Raw genomic sequence first — 18,363 nt, forward strand, 5'->3', positions numbered from 1 at the left:
GAGTGTACTTATGCATAAAGAATTTGAAATTGAAGAATATACAGAGATTGAAGAGCAAATTCATTATTATTGTCAATGTTTGTTGGTAAATCATCCTGAACAAATTATAAGGTATTTAGAAAAAAGGCTTGAAAAATATACCGAAACGTTAAAACATGCACACTTATACCCTGAAAAAATCATTTTATCCATTCAACATTTAGTAATTGAGTATTCCTGTGATCTTGCTAGAATTAGAAGGTATTTAAATTTAGAAACGTAGTTTATAATTTACGAATGAATATGAAATAGTATGAGATGAATATTGTTAGGTGAGCACAGTTTAGAATGATTTTGTTGTAAACAAGTTTGTCTAACTGTCTGCAAATGTACTAAAATATTCATGTTCCGAGCTATAAAATTAGAGATGTACACCATTATACAGAAGAAAAGGACAGGGCTAACTTGTTTAATAAGGTTGTACTCAAAAAATTTTTCGCATATTATAACTGAGCCGGAGATTGCTTGTCGAATTTTATTACACTTGAATAGAAAACTTTACGGAAGAAGCAAATTGAAAGATTGTATGCCATTTTAGTCAGATTATGTATCATTATTTATAATTATATAGTCAATAAAAAGAGAAAGAACGGAAACAGATGAGGATCGATTAGAAGAAAATGATTTTTTTGCCTATTCGTATTACGCGCTATACATTGAATACAAACGTATGGGAGTGCATTTTTAAGTATTTTAAAGTATAAGGGAAAGAAAAAATGAGATTGTTGTATGAATATATAGAATGAAATTTCATTGAGTAATTTGCGATGATTTTAACATCATGGACAATCTAACCTTGACAAGGCTCATGTATGATGGAACGCTTTCTTTTGAAGTACTGGCAGAAGGACTGTGAGAAAGAGAGTATCGAAAACCACATAATTCGACAAAAAAATTCCTGTGTTGTTGTAGAACAATGTAGGAATTTTTTTGTGCATAAGTACAGATTCTGTTTTAAAATTAAATTATGACAGAATTATAACAATTATCTAACTACTATTCTGTATCTTTTGAAAGGCAATGGTTGTAGTACAAACTCGCACGCTGTCGAAACTCAATATTCGATAAGGGGTGTGTAGCGGAATGGAATTTACTCTAACTCGCGAAAAACAAATGATTAAAGAAATGGTACGTGATTTTGCTGAAAAGGAAATTGCTCCGAAGGCTGTTTACCATGATAAGACAGCAGAATTTCCATATGAAACATTTCAAAAAATGGGCGAACTAGGTTTGCTAGGCATCCCATTCCCAGAGGAGTATGGTGGTTCTGGTGGTGATACATTATCATACGTATTAGCCGTTGAAGAAATTGGCCGAGCTTGTGGTGGTACAGGTTTAAGTTATGCTGCAACAATTTCGTTAGGTGCTTCGCCGATTTATTACTTCGGTACGGAAGAACAAAAGCAAAAATATTTAGTTCCGATGGCATCAGGGAAAACATTGGGTGCTTTTGGATTAACGGAACCGAATGCGGGATCAGATGCAGGTGGAACACAAACAAAAGCGATTTTAGATGGCGATGAATATGTGATTAACGGTGAGAAATGTTGGATTACAAACGCGGAATACGCAAACACAATTATTGTAACCGCTGTCAACGGTGTTGATGAGAACGGTAGAAAACGTATTTCTGCATTCATTGTGCCAACGATTAGTGAAGGACTAACTATTTCAAGCCCTTACGATAAGATGGGGGTTCGCGCATCTAACACTTGTGAAATTGTATTAGAGGACGTACGTGTACCGAGGGAAAATATACTCGGTGATGTGAATAAAGGCTTTAAACAATTCTTATATACACTTGATGGAGGTCGTATCTCGATAGCAGCATTAGCTGTAGGGATTGCACAGTCTGCATTTGAACGTGCACTTCAATATGCAAAAGAGCGTAAGCAATTCGGGAAAGCAATTTCGAATTTTCAAGCGATTCAATTTAAGCTAGCTGATATGGCGACTGAAATAGAGTTAGCGCGAAATTTAGTACATAAAGCAGCTTGGTTAAAAGATCATGATAAACCTTTCGGCAAAGAAGCGGCTATGGCCAAATTGTTTGCATCTGAAGCGGCAAGTCGTATTTCAAATCAAGCAGTACAAATTCATGGTGGATATGGATATATGCGTGAATATGAGGTAGAACGACATATACGTGATGCAAAGCTATTGGAAATTGGTGAAGGGACTTCTGAAGTTCAACGTCTCGTAATTGCTAGACATTTAGGATGCAGATAAAAGGAGGACTCACTATGTTTCAAAAAATATTAATTGCAAATCGTGGAGAAATTGCAGTCCGTATTATAAAAACATGTCAAAAACTTGGTATTCAAACCGTTGCGATTTATTCAGAAGCAGATGAAAATGCACTTCATGTCAAATTAGCAGATGAAGCGTACGTAGTAGGTGGGCCACGTGTTCAAGAAAGCTACTTAAACTTAGAAAAGATTATAGAGATCGCCAAGAAAACAAATACTGAAGCCATTCATCCAGGGTATGGATTATTATCAGAAAACCCATCCTTAGCTATTCGGTGTAAAGAAGAAGGAATTGCATTTATCGGACCTTCTGACGAAATCATTGCCAAGATGGGAAGTAAAATCGAATCTCGTTTGGCAATGCAAGAAGCAAATGTTCCAGTTGTACCTGGGATTACAACAAATATCGAAACGGCTGAAGAAGCACTTGAAATTGCAAAACAAATCGGTTATCCGTTAATGCTGAAGGCATCCGCTGGAGGCGGAGGCATTGGAATGCAGTTGATGGAAACTGAGCAAACGCTCACCAAGGCGTTTGAAAGTAATAAAACAAGGGCTCAAAATTTCTTTGGAAACGGTGAAATGTATTTAGAGCGCTATATTGCAGACGCACATCATATTGAGATTCAAATTCTTGCCGATACACATGGGAATACAGTGTATTTATGGGAGCGTGAATGTTCTGTCCAGCGCCGAAATCAAAAAGTAATAGAGGAGGCACCTTCTCCGTTTTTAGATGAAAAAACGCGCAAAAAAATGGGAGAAGTTGCTGTACAAGCAGCGAAAGCGCTCGGTTATACAAACGCTGGTACAGTTGAATTTCTTGTCGATGATCAAAAGAACTTTTATTTCTTGGAAATGAATACGAGATTGCAAGTAGAACACCCAGTAACAGAGGAGATTACAGGATTGGATCTCGTTGAAGAACAGATTCGCATTGCCTATGGCGAGAAACTATCCTTTACGCAGGAAGAAATAAATCGCAATGGTCATGCTATTGAAGCGCGTATTTATGCAGAAGATCCAAAGACGTTCTTCCCATCACCAGGAACAATTACGAATGTAACGTTACCAACTCATGTGCGCATCGATCACTTTTTAGAAAATAATGTAACAATTACACCTTTTTATGATCCGATGATTGCGAAAATCATTGCACATGGTGAGACGCGTGATGAAGCAATTGTAAAATTACAAAATGCGCTGCAAGAATTGAAAGTAGAAGGGATTAAAACGAATACACCGATGTTACTCCAAGTGTTAGAAGATGAAGTATTTCAAAGCGGAGTATATACAACTGGATTTGTAGCAAAACAACTTGTGAAAAAATAAGATGTATCACTATTAAAGGGGGAAAAATGATGACAAAAGTATATGCATCGATGGCAGGTAATGTTTGGAAGATTGTAGTGGGAGTAGGAGATCCGGTAGAGGAAGAACAAGATGTCGTCATTTTAGAATCTATGAAAATGGAAATTCCAATCGTTTCAGAAGAAGCTGGAACAGTTATGAAAATACATGTTCAAGAAGGTGATTTTGTTAATGAGGGAGATGTATTAGTAGAAATTGAATAGTGAAAATGGGGGGGAAATGGATTGAAATTACCTAATTTTGCTGTCATTAAGGAAGTTGGGCCAAGAGATGGCCTACAAAATGAAAAAAAGATCATTGGCACAAAAGATAAAGTAACATGGATTCAATTACTAACAGAAGCAGGATTATCATACATTGAAGTTTCCTCTTTTGTTCACCCAAAGTGGGTTCCTGCTTTAGCTGATGCAAGTGATGTATTTAGAGAGCTAAAGAGGGAATCAAATGTGACATATGCTGCGCTTGTTCCAAATCAAAATGGTTTGGAACGAGCTCTTTTGCAAGATGTTGATGAGGTGAATGTCTTTTTATCAGCAAGTGAATCTCATAATAAAAGTAATATTAATAAATCTATGAAAGAAGCAGTAGCAGTCATAAAAGATATTACGAAAAAAGCTGAGTTTGCTGGTAAAAAAGTGAGAGGGTATGTGTCTACTGTATTTGGTTGCCCATATGAAGGAAATGTAAGTATAGAAGCAATAGATGAATTATGCAACCAACTCTTTTCATATGGTATTTATGAAATCTCGCTAGGAGATACAATCGGTGTAGCGAATCCCCTTCAAGTAGAACAAGTATTAGAGCATTTATTAAAAAAGTATGATGCTTCTCAGTTTGCTATGCATTTTCATAATACGTATGGAATGGCACTTGCAAATGTTGTGAAATCTTTAGAATACGGAATTACAACCTTTGATAGTTCGTGCGGTGGTTTAGGTGGCTGCCCTTATGCACCAGGAGCTTCAGGAAATGTTGCAACAGATGACCTCGTGCATATGCTTCATAAGTTAGGTGTACAAACAAATATAAATGAAGAAAAGTTATGGAAAGCTAGTCAATTCATTCAAAATAAACTAAATATTCAATTACCTAGTCATGTGTATAAAGCGCTTCAACATAAAACGATAAGTAGGTGAGAATATGCTACAATTACAAAACATTTCTGTTGATTATGTAACCCCACACATCGTAAAGTTGACATTAAATCGTGAAAAGCAAGCAAATGCTCTATCTTTAGCGTTATTAGAAGAATTGCAGTCGATATTAACTCATATTCATGAAGAAGCAAACGTTCGGGTTGTTATGATAACAGGTGCTGGAGAAAAAGCATTTTGTGCTGGTGCAGATTTAAAAGAGCGCGCCAATATGAATGAAGAGCAAGTACGTCATGCTGTTGGAATGATTCGCTCGACAATGAATATGGTTGAGCAGTTAACGCAACCTGTAATTGCTGCGATAAATGGCATAGCACTTGGCGGCGGAACGGAATTAAGTTTAGCATGTGATTTCAGAATTGCAGCGGATTCAGCAAGTCTTGGTCTTACGGAAACATCCCTTGCAATTATTCCAGGAGCCGGCGGGACGCAGCGTTTACCAAGATTAATTGGAATCGGTAGAGCAAAAGAATTAATATATACCGGAAGACGTATTTCAGCTCAGGAAGCAAAGGAATATGGTTTAGTAGAATTTGTTGTACCGAAACATTCTCTTGAAGAGAAAGCGATTGAAATGGCTGAGCGAATTGCTAGCAACGGCCCGATTGCGGTCCGATTAGCAAAACAAGCGATTTCAAATGGGATTCAAGTAGATTTACATACCGGATTGCAAATGGAAAAGCAAGCATATGAAGGTGTTATTCAAACGAAAGATAGATTAGAAGGGTTACAAGCATTTAAAGAAAAACGTAAACCAATCTATAAGGGGGAATAAATGTGCTAGATCAAAAACAACAGTTGCATTCATTAGAAGACCGTATTGAAACAATTACACAAGGTGGCGCACCAAAATATCACGAGCAAAATAAAGCGAAAGGAAAACTTTTTGTCAGGGAGCGTCTAGCACGATTATTTGATAATGGAGAATATGTAGAAGATGCTTTATTTGCTAATTGTGAAAAGAAAGACTTACCAGCAGATGGTGTTGTAACTGCAACAGGAAAAATACATGGTCGTACGGTATGTGTAATGGCAAATGATTCAACAGTAAAGGCTGGATCTTGGGGGTCTCGTACAGTCGAAAAGATTTTACGTATTCAAGAAACAGCTGAAAAATTACGAGTTCCTTTATTTTATCTCGTTGACTCTGCTGGTGCGCGCATTACTGATCAAGTTGAGATGTTCCCAGGGCGCCGCGGAGCAGGAAGAATTTTTTATAATCAAGTAAAGTTGTCAGGTAAAGTACCGCAAATTTGCTTACTATTTGGACCATCAGCAGCTGGTGGTGCGTACATTCCTGCATTTTGTGATGTTGTGATGATGGTGGAAGGAAATGCGTCAATGTACTTAGGGTCTCCGCGCATGGCCGAAATGGTAATTGGTGAAAAAGTAACATTAGAAGAAATGGGCGGTGCTCGTATGCATTGCTCTGTATCAGGATGTGGCGATGTTTTATGTAAAACAGAAGAAGACGCTATTTCTCAAGCAAGACAATATATTTCATACTTCCCAAATAACTACTTAGAAAAAACTCCTATGACGACACCTCAAGAGCCAAAAGAATTCGAAAAAACGTTAGAACAAATCATTCCAGAGAATCAAAATACCCCATTTAATATGAAAGATTTAATTAATCGAATTGTTGATGAAGGTTCCTTCTTTGAAGTGAAAAAACTGTTTGCACAAGAATTAATTACAGGTTTAGCACGTATTGATGGAAAGCCTGTAGGAATTATCGCAAATCAACCGCGCATGAAAGGTGGCGTGTTATTCCATGACTCTGCCGATAAAGCGGCGAAATTTATTAATTTATGTGATGCCTACCATATTCCGTTATTATTCCTCGCTGATGTGCCTGGATTTATGATTGGTACGAAAGTGGAAAGAGCTGGTATTATTCGCCATGGTGCGAAAATGATTTCGGCCATGAGCGAAGCTACGGTACCAAAAATTTCAATTGTTGTGCGAAAAGCATACGGTGCTGGGCTATATGCGATGGCGGGACCTGCATTTGAACCAGATTGTTGCTTAGCATTACCAACTGCTTCTATTGCGGTAATGGGACCAGAAGCGGCTGTGAATGCAGTTTATGCCAAAAAAATTGCAGCGTTACCAGAAGAGGAACGCGCAGCATTTATTGAAGAAAAGCGTGAAGAGTATAAACAAGATATTGACATTTATCGATTGGCATCGGAAATGGTGATTGATGGAATCGTTCATCCGAATGATTTGCGAGAAGAACTGAAGAAACGTTTTGATATGTACATGAGTAAGTATCAAATATTTACAGATCGTAAACATCCAGTTTATCCAGTATAGAAAGCCCTATTTAGGGCTTTCTTGTTCGAAAACATAAGGAGGGGAAAACATTGAAACAAGCTGTTTGGTTTCCAACAGAAGAATATAAAGAAAAAACGCGTTTATATGGATGGATGAAAAAACTTGGTTATGAAGATTATGATGTGTTTTATAAAAAATCAATCGAAGAAACGGCATGGTTTTGGGGCGAAGCAGAAAAAGCAGTTGGTTATCAATGGATGAAGCCTTATATGGAAGTACTAGATTTAGAAAATGGCACACCATTTGCCCATTGGTACACAGAAGGGACTTGCAATGTTGTAGAATCCGCTTTATCCCGTTGGCTAGCGGAAGAAGAAACAAGAATGCAGCCTGCACTGATGTACGAAGGAGAGAATGGCACGTCAAAGTCATTTACATATGAAGAACTTGATCATTGGGTAAGTAAAGTAGCAAATGGATTGAAACATTCAGGAATTGAGAAAGGGGACCGTGTAACGATTTATATGCCAATGATTCCTGAAACAGTCGTTGCAATGCTAGCTGTTATGAAAATTGGGGCCATTATTTCTCCTATTTTTTCAGGTTTTGCAGCAGATGCAGTGATGACACGAGTTCAAGCAGCTGGATCGAAAATGATTATTACAGCTGATGGCTTCTCACGTCGTGGCAAAATTGTTTCTTTAAAAGATGAAGTGGATAAAGCGTGTGAACAATGCCCAACTGTTGAAAAGGTTGTCATAGTTCGCCATGCTGGAAATGATTTTACACCTCATAATTATGACCTTTCGTGGAGCATCCTTGAAAAGGAAAAGCCATTTACGCATGCAGAAGAAATGAAGAGCGATGATCCACTCATGCTGATTTATACGTCTGGTACAACGGGAAAACCGAAAGGAACGGTTCATACGCATGCCGGATTTCCTTTAAAGGCAGCGTTTGATGCCGGATTTGGGATGGATATTAAGCAAGGAAATCGTGTTCTATGGGTAACTGATATGGGATGGATGATGGGACCGTTTTTATTATTCGGTTCTCTTATAAATGGCGCTACAATGGTTATGTATGAAGGAGTTCCTGATTATCCAAAAGCAGATCGATTATGGGAAACAGTAGATCAATATCAAATTACACATCTCGGCATTTCGCCAACTTTAATTCGAGCATTGATGGCGAAAGGTGATGAATATGTAAAACAACACTCATTAAAAAGTTTAAAAGTTTTTGCATCTACAGGAGAACCATGGAACCCAGACCCTTGGATGTGGCTCTTTGAAACAGTTGGGAAAGGAAAAGTTCCAATTTGTAATTATTCAGGTGGAACAGAAATTTCTGGTGGGATTTTTGGAAATGTTCTTGTAAAGCCCATTGCTCCGGTTAGTTTTAATGCTGCGTTACCAGGAATGGCAGCTGTTGTATTAGATGAACAAGGAAATCCGATTCAGGATGAAGTAGGGGAACTATGCTTAGAAAAACCTTGGGTAGGAATGACGAAGAGTTTTTGGGAAGATGATGAACGGTATGTGAATACATACTGGTCACGCTTTAAAAATAAATGGGTACATGGCGATTGGGTTATTTATGATGGAGAGCAATATATAATTACAGGGCGCTCTGACGATACATTAAATATTGCAGGGAAACGCATTGGACCGGCGGAATATGAATCGATTCTTATGAAACATACTGATATTGTAGAAGCGGCAGCAATTGGTGTGCCAGATGATGTAAAGGGCGAGGTTTGTCATTGTTTTGTTGTTTTACAAGAAGGAATATCTTTTACTGATCAACTAAAGAAAGAACTAATGGATTTAGTGAATTCTCATATTGGAAAAGCACTATGTCCTAAAGATATTCACATGGTAGAAGATTTACCAAAAACGCGAAACGCTAAAGTCATGCGACGAATTATTAAAGCAGCATACTTAGGTAAAGAACTAGGGGATTTATCTTCACTTGTCAATCCTGAAGTGGTTCCTTACATTCAAGGTTTGCAATCGAGTCGAATATAAACAAAAAAATGGGCTTCTTTCATAAGAGGCTCATTTTTTTGTTTATATAATAGAGTATAGGACAAGTGTTGGTTTTCTTCATCCCTATGTCTTTGTCTCTATCATCTCTATTCTTGTTAGCATATTTTATAGTAAAAGAATAAAGGGGTGAAATTATGGGTTACCGAGATGATTGTTGGTATGAAAAGAAAAGATCTAAGTGTTCAGGCAGAAACGGTGGTTATGATAGACATGATTGTGATGATTGTTGGAAAAAATTCGAAGAGTGTAAAAAAGAAAGCAATCTAAAATGTGATTGTTGCTGCACAACTGGAATTGTTCGTAAATTAAGAGCATTAAGAGGTACATCTGTAGCTGTAGAAATTACTACTAGCAGTGGTCAAGTCATTGAAGGAACTGTTGAATCAGTTGATTGTCATACTGCTGATATTACGGCAGCAGGAGTGCGAGTAACAGTTTCTGTTTGTGAAATTGAGTCATTTTCACGTGTTGTTTAACAGTTAGCTCGTTTAAAAGCTGTTCTATTGAGAACAGCTTTTTTAATTTATATGAATATTTCTATACAAAGTTCGAATCTACATAAAAAGAAAACCTTACTGTTACGAAGGCACTGAAAAAGGGATTGTTTTCTATCAGAATGTTGAGAATGGAAAGGAATCAGGCATTTATATACAAGTAGATATTAGACTTCTTTGGACTTTGTCAGTGACCTCGCTGCTAGGGCTTTCTTTTTGATAGGATATTGCGGTTACATAATAGCCATTTTTAAAACAATCCACGTTCGCCTTTTTGCTGAATTAAATAAGAAATAGCTTCTATATGATCACCGACAATTCTTGTCGTTGAAGGAGCTAAACCACCAGTTTTAGAGAAATGTTTATCAGGGCGAATGCGATTCATTTTATCAACGTCGACACGATGAACGTTTTTTACTTGTAATCCGCTTAATATTGCTTTTACTTGTCCGTATACTGGCGAAGTAAGAGCATCAAACCCGATCGTTTCAATACATTTTTTACTAAAGGCATGCGGTACAGCGACAATAGAACCAACTCCTAAATCTTTACGATCACAAGCTAAATTAACAGCGTATTTACATGCTGTTACAATATAGAGCGGGAAACGATAAGAAAGATAATGATCTAAATCATTCAGTGCTAAATCAACACCATTTTCAACCGCATGTACAAATGGCAGTAAATCATTTGAAGGGATTACAAAATCTCCATCAATAAATAATAGTATATCGCCTCGTGCAAAATACGCACCAATTGCTCTGCCAGTATCATTTCCCAATTCTTCTTCATACATAACAATCGTTGCTCCGTGCTTTTTCGCAATTTCTGCTGTTTTGTCAGTCGTACCATTAACGACAACTATAATTTCTAAAGGATTTAATTTTCTAGATTCCTGGATAATCGCTTGTATCATTTTCTCTTCATTTTGAACAGGAATAATAATAGATAATTGCTTCCCACCATAGTTGGATGTGTTTACGCCCCAGCCTGTATAATGAACTTTAGGAAAAGACTTACTCTGCTTTAATTTCAATCCTTCGACAATATCTCGCCTTCTTCCACCATCAGAATAATGTGCACGGGGATTTTTTAGCTCATCGATCCACTCTGCCATAGCTGCGATATGATTTCCGATAATTCGCTTTTCAGAAGTAGAAAGTTCATTATGCTTTGCAAAATGTTGCTGAGGATTTACGCGATTGATTGAAATGACATCAATTTGTTTATGACGAGAAATGCGGAAGTTATGTTGGATTATTTTGAGATGAGCGAGCGTTGGGTTTCCTAGCGATTCTGCTCCAATGGTATGAACGACTTCTTTTGTCATCGCGTGCGGAACAGAAATAGGGGAATCGATTTTTAAATCCGGACGATGAAAAAATTGATTTGTAACTTGTCTCCAAATCGTTGTGGAATGGGGACGCTGTTTTTTATAAAAAATATAGTCTAAATTATTTAATACAACGTCAGCTGTATGATTCATTAACGGTTGAAGAAATTCGCGTAATATATTGCTATCAAGCGGAAAATCAGCATCCATAAACAACAAAATATCTCCTTTTGCTTGCTGTGCGCCAATAGCACGTCCAATATTATGTCCAAGGGCTGCTTCGAAATTTAACACATGGCATTTATATTTGTGAGCAATTTCTACAGAACGATCGGTACAACCATTAGCAACTACAATAATTTCTAAAGGATGGATTTGCAGAGCCGCTTGCAACACACGATCTAAAGTTTTTTCTTCATTAAAAACAGGAAGTATAATTGAAATAGATTTTTTCTGCATGAAAATTCTCCTTTTATATGAATAAATTAAACTCATATAAATAATGTATGTATATTTTGAAAAGGTGGTTAATCTTTTGTCGTAATTCCTTCCAATATATACATTAAAAACACAAACAATGAGCATTACATTTCTAGAGAAAAGATTTCAAATATGTTTTGCTTCCCTAGTGATGTAATATAAACAGCTCGTGATCCATCTGTTCTAGTAATCCAATTTTGTTCTAGCATTCGTTCTAAAATAGCATTGCCGAGGGCTCCAGCAATATGATATTGTCTTTCAGTCCAATCTAAGCAACATTTTGAAAATGCACGTCTTTTGTTACGTAATATGTCTAAATTTATACCAAAATCTTCAAAAAAATGTGCGCCAATTTCAGTGACCTCAAATTCTGACCCATTCTTTTGTAATACTTGTTTATATAGTAGAGAATTAGTAAGACCGACACCCAATTTTCCAGCTAGATGATCATAGCACGTTCTGGCATATTGAATTTCTTCATGTTTCTTTATTTCTTTAAAGGATTGAATAGGTTTAAATGGAACGATATAGAGTAGTTTTCCTAATATTTCTGCCATTTCTTGATTTGCTAATTTGTAATAGTGATATCTACCATGCTTTTCAACTTCGAGAATTTGCATGGTATATAGTTTATGAAGGTGAAAACTTACTGTTTGAGGTTTGATTTTTGCGACCCGTGCTAGTTCAGTGGCTGGATGAGGGTGACCATCCATAAGATGTGTTAAGATAGCCGCTCGTGATGGATTACTAATAAGAGAGGCGACTTTTGCGATATTTTCATTCACACTTACTCACTCCTTTTTTATATTCATATTTCGATGATAATAGAAATTTTTATGTTTTACAATAAGGAAAGAATGAATGTAAGAAGTGATAATATGAACTTAGAAATAGGTAAAAATGTATACAAAGAGATACACCCGAAAATCTTATACTATGGAATGCCAGTGTATTTGTTATCAACGCTGAACGAAGATGATACAACAAATATAAGTCCGATGTCTTCCTCATTATGATCCATTTTTTGCAATTGTGGAAACAGAAGTTATTCATGTACATGCCCATACAAATATCATAAAAGATGGAAATCCTATTGATCCGTAAAAATGGAATCCATTATTTTATAATTTTAGATATTATTTCTCAATTGGAGAAGAGCTTGGTAGGAATTATCGAACTTGAAAGCGAACATTCTACTTATTTTGCAAGAAATGATTTTAAATAGCTTATAAATTGAATCAGAAAAGTTAAGAGTCAGCATTTATGTATCCGCTGAATGAAGAACAGTTATAAAGGTATGTAAAGGATACCAGTCATAGAAATGCGGATCCTTTAGTTTATAAGGTAACAGAAGAAAAAGGTAAAGTAATAGGCGTATTTTCCTTGGCAGAGTAAATCGAATAGAAAGAACAGCACGGATAGGTAAGGTTTTAGTCAGAGATAAACAAATGAAAGGCAAATCTGTTGGTGACAAGGTGATAAAGAGGGTACTGCCTATCGCATTTGAAAAAGAAAAACTGATAAAAGATGCACATAAAAATAGGGGGATCTTAGAATATATGGGAGAGGAAGATTTCAAAAGAAAGATTGCTTACATCCAGATTCATGTAGAAAATGATTTCTTTGAAAAACCGACTTACAGAAAAAGGATAAGTCGGTTTTGGATTTACAAATTCTCTGAGTCTTGTTTTCGCACATGAATAATCATTGAAATCATGATAATAAATAAAACGGTAATGCTTTGTACGAAAAAGTTCTTGAATGATAGTGATGATAGCCATGATGAGATATAGTCTTTAAAAGATTGAAAAGATGGGAAATAAGTAGGATGGAAACCATAGTTAAATAATTTTTTTGATTCGATAAAGGAGCTGTTTTCTCCCTTTGCACCTAATACAACTGAAATCAGTCTTCTATCTTTTTCTTTTGCCGTTCCAACAAAGCTGTAGCCAGTAGTAGGTGAAAAACTTGTTTGCAAACCATCAACGCTTTTCAGCTTTACATTTTTATCAAGCGAATAGAGCATTCTATTTGTATTAAATACATGGATATCTTTGAAGATGAATTGATAAGAGGTCATACTGCTACTTTTTAATATCGTTGGGTAATCATAAAGTAATTGACGAGCTAATTTAGAGGCATCTAAAGCGGTGATTTTAGAGAATTGCTCTTGTTTATTTGAAACCCCTGTTACATTTATAAAGTATGTATCTTTAGATAATCCTAGCTGTCTTGCTTTTTCATTCATTAGTTTTATAAAATTTTCTTCATTTGTTGATATGTGCTCTGCTAAAGCTAGTGCTGCACGATTATTCCCCGTTAACGCAACAGCATGGAATAAATCGCGAATTGTGATATCACTTTTAACTGTAGTACCAATATCATTCGCTCCTATGTGAAAAGAATTATCCTTTATAATCACTTCATCTTCCCATTTTAGGGTACCGTTATGTATTCGTTCTAAAAGAATATATTCTGTCATGAGTTTAGATAAATCACCTGAGGGAAAAGGCGAAGTTTCATTCTTTTTATACACAATTTCACCAGAATCAGCATCTATTAAAATCGCTGACTGCGATTGAATAGCGGGACCATTTACATAAATGTAAAAATATAAAACGATAGCTATTGTAATGAGTAAAGATAGAAATATAAGCATTGCTTTTTTTAAGAATTGCATAAGTATTCCCCCTCGAGATCCTTCCGTATTTCCTATTGTAAAAATGAATACTTAATTAGGGGGTAAGAAAAGGTAAAGAATTTCTAAAGAATTTTTAAGAATTACTAAAGTGTGGGTAAAAATAGGGGAGATTCGATTTCTTAACGCTTAAGAAATCGAATCTTGAAGATAGATAAATTTTATTTATATCGAAGTAGTTTCACAGTAAAAGTTGTTTTTTCTTCATCACTGTATACTTCAATTGTTCCGTTGTGAAGTTCTACAATACTTTTGGCGATTGCTAATCCAAGCCCAGATCCTCCTGTATATGCCGACCGAGATTTCTCAACGCGATAGAAGCGTTCAAATATATGAGGTAAGTCAGTACTTGGGATGGGCTGTCCATAATTTGTAACGTCAATTGCGACTAGATTTCCTTCTTCGTAAGCTGTAATATCAATATATTTACCATCACTTCCATACGTAATGGCGTTGATAATTAAATTTTCAAATACACGTACAAGTTTATCACCATCAGCTAATACCATTAGTTTTTGAGATGGATATGAAGGTCTGCATTTAATATTTGCTTCTTGAAGTTGGATACGAAACTGGACAGTTAATTGTCCTAGTAATTCAATCATATCAATAGGTACAGAGCGTAAACTCAATTCTTTATTTTGTACGCGTGTATATTCAAATAAATCATTCATCAATGTATTTAAACGGTGGACTTTGTCATAAATGACTTGTATGTAATGGCGTAGTTCTACTTCATCTCGATAGTTATCATGATGAATCAAATTTACATATCCAACTATAGATGTGAGAGGAGTTCGTAAATCATGTGATACATTTGTAATGAGTTCACTTTTCGCTTGTTCTGTTTGTCGTTCTTCTTCAATCGATACTTTGAGTTGTTCAACAATTTGGTTGACGCCAATCGCTAATTCTTCTAAATGATCCTGTTGAACAATGGAAACTTTATGATTAAAATTCCCGTTCGCAATATAGCGAATTTCTTCAATCATTCTCTTTATGCAAACTCTATAATATAACTTTTTTTCGTGGCGATAAAATATATAAATATAGAATGAAAAGATTGAAAACCAATATAAATAGGATAGCATCATAAACCAAATGGATTCTTTCAATCCTCTATATTTTTCATAACCAACAATTCGAACAATCTCTTTTCCTAATTCTGTTAGCGTGAGGGAACTATCAATTACACTTGTCACGAGACGATATATAATAATTTCAGTAATGGGTGTCAATAGAATGGCTAACACAAGCCAAAGAACAATTTTCCATTTCGGAATGACTCTTAAAATATCGAAGGTTTCATTTTTCAATTTTATAACCTACTCCCCAAACAGTATGAATAATTTTCTCGGTATTTATCCCCGTTTCCAATTTGTCCCGTAAGTTACTAATATGGACCATCACAGTCTTGTTAGAACCATACCCATCTTCATTCCAAACACGCTCAAATATTTCTTCTGAACTAAATACCCTCCCTGTATTGCTAGCGAGTAAATAAAGAATATCAAATTCGATGGAAGTGAGTTTAATATTTTCTCCGTTTACTTTCACAGTATGATTATGTTTATGTATTTCTATAGAACGAATGCGAATCATACCGTCTTCATTTACTTGAGAAATCGTTTGTTGAAAGGACGATCTACGTAGTAGCGCTTTGACTCTAGCCATTAATTCTAATGGATTAAACGGTTTAATCATGTAATCATCTGCACCTGTCATGAGTCCTAATATTTTATCCATATCTTCTGCTTTGGCACTTAGCATAAGAATCGGAACTGTGTTATTATGCTCTCTAACTTGTTGGCAAACTTCTAATCCATTGCGTTTTGGCATCATAATATCTAAAATCATAAGATCAATTTCATACATGGATAGCATTTGTAAAGCTTCATCACCATCATACGCTTTATAAATATCATAGCCTTCATTGCGTAAATAAACTGCAAGTAATTCTACAATTTCTTTATCATCATCAATAATTAATATATTTTTATTCATTATATATAATTCCTTTCTCTACAATGATTCAACATTACTATAATAGCAAACATTTAGAGGTTTTGTAGTAACGTTTCCTCATATAATTTCATGTAACGTATTAAAAAGGATTTAACCTATACATAACGAATACAATAATAAAATGAGAATATTTATATTTTCGTTGTAGGAAAAGATAATCATGAGGTGATATTTTTTATGCAGTATAATGATATCTATACATTTCAAGTAGCGGGAAACATAGAAGAGGATATGAAAGATTTTTTATTAAAATATGAAAAAGAGTTTACATATAAGCATTCTATGCGTGTTGCAAATGAAGCACGTAAACTGGCAAGAAAGTTTCATGTGAACGAAGAAGAGGCAGCTATTGCAGGATATTTACATGATATTAGCGCCGTCTTTCCAAATGAACAACGTATTGCAGCTGCTGAATCATTTGGAATAGATATACTGCAAGAAGAGCGAGAGTTTCCAATGATTATTCACCAAAAGTTATCAAAAGAAATCGCAAAAGAAATATTCAAAGTGACAAATGAACAAATATTAGATGCAATTGGTTGCCATACGACTTTGCGAAAACATGCAACAACGATGGATCTTGTCTTATTTGTAGCGGATAAAATAGAATGGGATCAAAAGGGAGTTCCTCCATATATAGACCGCGTGAAGAAAAGTTTAGAAATCTCATTGGAGCAAGCTGCTTTTGCATACATCTCCTATTTATGGGAAAGGAAAGATACGCTTAAAGTATTACATCCTTGGTTAGAAGAAGCGTACTGGGATTTAATTGAGGTATTGGATTAGAAGAGACTTGCATATAAATATAAAAGGATATATGAATAGCGCATTTCCAAGTGTCATTTTAAAATCGAGCATTTACTTTCAATGGGAGACCACCTTCATTTTGATTTTGGAAAAGACATTTTTTATGTGAGTGTGGCACTGCTACATGCAACAACAAGTATTTTTCTCAAATATATAAATATAATATATTGTTATTCCAAGATGTATTTTCTACAAAAGATATGATATTTGTAGTAATAAATGTTTATCGCTTTAAAAAGGATAGATTAAGAAAATAGAAGAAACTAAGGCTATATAGCCGATTTCTGAAAAAGAAAGAATTACAATTTCGACTGAGGCAAGAAACGTTTCCCTATTTCTTTGATAATGAGGACGCAGAGTTATATTGTACATATCAATTTTCATTACAGTGTTTGGCAGACGATATTAAGTATATACCACTCATAAAAGCTATGAATCATGAAGACTTTCCTAATTTCTATCCGCGTTTAGGTGGAAGAGCAGATATTTCGTATCCTGACGTTTTTCTTATCAATATCTATGATGATAGAGGATGTGAAGTGATTGCGAAGAATAAAGAAAGTATAAGACATTTATATAACCAATATGAAAAGTGGATACCAGATTATGAGCGCGATCATATAGCAACATTGTTTAAATGAAAATAGGAGGAAGTGAAGCATGTAATGAAACGTATTGCCATTGTATCTGCACGGGAATCAGAACTTACGTATTTGCATCAATATTATCCAAGCGAACATGTTGAAAGACGAGCAGCTTGGGAATTTCATTTTCATTCTATTCATGAATTAGAAATTATATCAGTTGTTACTGGTGTAGGAAAAGTTAGTTGCGCAAGTTGTGTACAACTATTAATTAGTGAATTCCAGCCTGAAGAGCTTTTTATGACGGGCATTTGTGGTAGTTTATCGAACAAAGTGAAGAATGGTCATATCGTTGTAGCTCTTCATACTTTACAGCATGATGTGCCAGCTGCTGGAACGGGAGAAGATCAGTTTAATTTATATACTGGGAGAACAGCGCCAATTGAAACAACGAAAGTGCTTGTCAGACAAATAAAGAAAATGCGTTTTTATGAGCCGGTTCATTTTGGAACAATTTTATCCGGCGACCAACCTATTCGCAGTCCAGAAATGCGCTATCTGTTACATACTGTATATGGGGCATTAGCAGTTGATCAAGAAATAGCTGCTTTTGCCTATGTATGCCGTGCAAATAAAAAGCCATTCTTATGTTTAAAAGCAGCTTCTGATCAAGCAAATGATAAAGCAGAAGAAGAAAAAAACATCTTTAAACGATTAGCGTGTGAGAAATCTTGCGAACATTTAATTTCTTTTTTACGAATGCACAAGAGAACTATAAATAACATATAAAGGAGCCTC

16 protein-coding genes and 2 pseudogenes are annotated in these 18,363 nt (G+C 35.5%); 13 read left to right on the forward strand and 5 right to left on the reverse strand.

The features are described 5' to 3' along the window. Window positions 1-10: 10 nt before the first annotated feature. From BCER98_RS09320 to BCER98_RS09360, 9 genes are all read left to right on the forward strand, one after another. Window positions 11-262: a hypothetical protein gene (locus BCER98_RS09320; protein WP_012094290.1), complete on the forward strand. Its 252-nt coding sequence runs from the start codon at window positions 11-13 to the stop codon at window positions 260-262. An 860-nt stretch (window positions 263-1,122) separates the two neighbouring features. Next, a complete protein-coding gene (locus BCER98_RS09325) occupies window positions 1,123-2,268 on the forward strand; it encodes an acyl-CoA dehydrogenase (RefSeq protein WP_012094291.1) in 1,146 nt (381 codons plus the stop codon). Between the two features lie 14 nt (window positions 2,269-2,282). Then, on the forward strand, window positions 2,283-3,620 hold the full coding sequence (locus BCER98_RS09330) for an acetyl-CoA carboxylase biotin carboxylase subunit (RefSeq protein ID WP_012094292.1): 1,338 nt from the start codon (window positions 2,283-2,285) through the stop codon (window positions 3,618-3,620). A gap of 26 nt (window positions 3,621-3,646) precedes the next feature. Beyond that, window positions 3,647-3,862 (forward strand): acetyl-CoA carboxylase biotin carboxyl carrier protein subunit, encoded by a 216-nt coding sequence (locus tag BCER98_RS09335; RefSeq protein WP_012094293.1) that lies wholly within the window; start codon window positions 3,647-3,649, stop codon window positions 3,860-3,862. A 21-nt stretch (window positions 3,863-3,883) separates the two neighbouring features. Then, on the forward strand, window positions 3,884-4,795 hold the full coding sequence (locus BCER98_RS09340) for a hydroxymethylglutaryl-CoA lyase (protein ID WP_012094294.1): 912 nt from the start codon (window positions 3,884-3,886) through the stop codon (window positions 4,793-4,795). A gap of 4 nt (window positions 4,796-4,799) precedes the next feature. Next, window positions 4,800-5,588 carry an enoyl-CoA hydratase gene (locus BCER98_RS09345; RefSeq protein WP_012094295.1) on the forward strand — a complete coding sequence of 263 codons (789 nt, stop codon included), beginning with the start codon at window positions 4,800-4,802 and terminating at the stop codon, window positions 5,586-5,588. A 2-nt stretch (window positions 5,589-5,590) separates the two neighbouring features. Beyond that, complete coding sequence (locus tag BCER98_RS09350) at window positions 5,591-7,132, forward strand: acyl-CoA carboxylase subunit beta (RefSeq protein WP_012094296.1); 1,542 nt, start codon at window positions 5,591-5,593, stop codon at window positions 7,130-7,132. 50 nt (window positions 7,133-7,182) lie between these two features. After that, window positions 7,183-9,123 (forward strand): AMP-binding protein, encoded by a 1,941-nt coding sequence (locus BCER98_RS09355; RefSeq protein ID WP_012094297.1) that lies wholly within the window; start codon window positions 7,183-7,185, stop codon window positions 9,121-9,123. Window positions 9,124-9,278: 155 nt separating this feature from the next. Continuing rightward, window positions 9,279-9,620 carry a hypothetical protein gene (locus BCER98_RS09360; RefSeq protein ID WP_012094298.1) on the forward strand — a complete coding sequence of 114 codons (342 nt, stop codon included), beginning with the start codon at window positions 9,279-9,281 and terminating at the stop codon, window positions 9,618-9,620. Between the two features lie 268 nt (window positions 9,621-9,888). Here the strand turns inward: BCER98_RS09360 and BCER98_RS09365 are convergent, their stop codons facing one another. Together BCER98_RS09365 and BCER98_RS09370 are read right to left on the reverse strand one after the other, a co-directional pair. Beyond that, the gene (locus BCER98_RS09365) at window positions 9,889-11,430 is read right to left on the reverse strand and encodes a glycosyltransferase family 2 protein (protein ID WP_012094299.1); all 1,542 of its coding nucleotides are present in this window, start codon (window positions 11,428-11,430) and stop codon (window positions 9,889-9,891) included. A 125-nt stretch (window positions 11,431-11,555) separates the two neighbouring features. Further along, window positions 11,556-12,236, reverse strand: coding sequence for an ArsR/SmtB family transcription factor (locus tag BCER98_RS09370; RefSeq protein WP_012094300.1), 681 nt, complete (start codon window positions 12,234-12,236; stop codon window positions 11,556-11,558). 93 nt (window positions 12,237-12,329) lie between these two features. Between BCER98_RS09370 and BCER98_RS22980 the strand changes: the two are divergent. Further along, window positions 12,330-12,633, forward strand: a pseudogene (locus BCER98_RS22980) (hypothetical protein). 484 nt (window positions 12,634-13,117) lie between these two features. Here BCER98_RS22980 and BCER98_RS09380 read toward each other — a convergent pair. From BCER98_RS09380 to BCER98_RS09390, 3 genes are all read right to left on the reverse strand, one after another. After that, a complete protein-coding gene (locus tag BCER98_RS09380; RefSeq protein WP_012094301.1) occupies window positions 13,118-14,131 on the reverse strand; it encodes a D-alanyl-D-alanine carboxypeptidase family protein in 1,014 nt (337 codons plus the stop codon). A 179-nt stretch (window positions 14,132-14,310) separates the two neighbouring features. Continuing rightward, window positions 14,311-15,465: a sensor histidine kinase gene (locus tag BCER98_RS09385; RefSeq protein WP_012094302.1), complete on the reverse strand. Its 1,155-nt coding sequence runs from the start codon at window positions 15,463-15,465 to the stop codon at window positions 14,311-14,313. After that, a complete protein-coding gene (locus tag BCER98_RS09390; RefSeq protein ID WP_012094303.1) occupies window positions 15,455-16,153 on the reverse strand; it encodes a response regulator transcription factor in 699 nt (232 codons plus the stop codon). The genes BCER98_RS09385 and BCER98_RS09390 overlap by 11 nt, the downstream gene beginning before the upstream one ends. A gap of 198 nt (window positions 16,154-16,351) precedes the next feature. On the opposite strand from BCER98_RS09390, the gene yqeK reads away from it, so the two are divergent. The 3 genes and pseudogenes from yqeK (at window position 16,352) to BCER98_RS09405 (ending at window position 18,354) form a co-directional block, all read left to right on the forward strand. After that, window positions 16,352-16,960, forward strand: a complete 609-nt coding sequence (gene yqeK / locus BCER98_RS09395; protein ID WP_012094304.1) for a bis(5'-nucleosyl)-tetraphosphatase (symmetrical) YqeK — start codon at window positions 16,352-16,354, stop codon at window positions 16,958-16,960. A 13-nt stretch (window positions 16,961-16,973) separates the two neighbouring features. Next, window positions 16,974-17,622 (forward strand): annotated as a pseudogene (locus tag BCER98_RS09400) (DUF3885 domain-containing protein). A 24-nt stretch (window positions 17,623-17,646) separates the two neighbouring features. Beyond that, the gene (locus BCER98_RS09405) at window positions 17,647-18,354 is read left to right on the forward strand and encodes a phosphorylase family protein (RefSeq protein ID WP_012094305.1); all 708 of its coding nucleotides are present in this window, start codon (window positions 17,647-17,649) and stop codon (window positions 18,352-18,354) included. The last annotated feature ends 9 nt before the right edge of the window (window positions 18,355-18,363 follow it).

Source organism: Bacillus cytotoxicus NVH 391-98 (assembly GCF_000017425.1).
Classification (GTDB): Bacteria; Bacillota; Bacilli; order Bacillales; family Bacillaceae_G; genus Bacillus_A; species Bacillus_A cytotoxicus.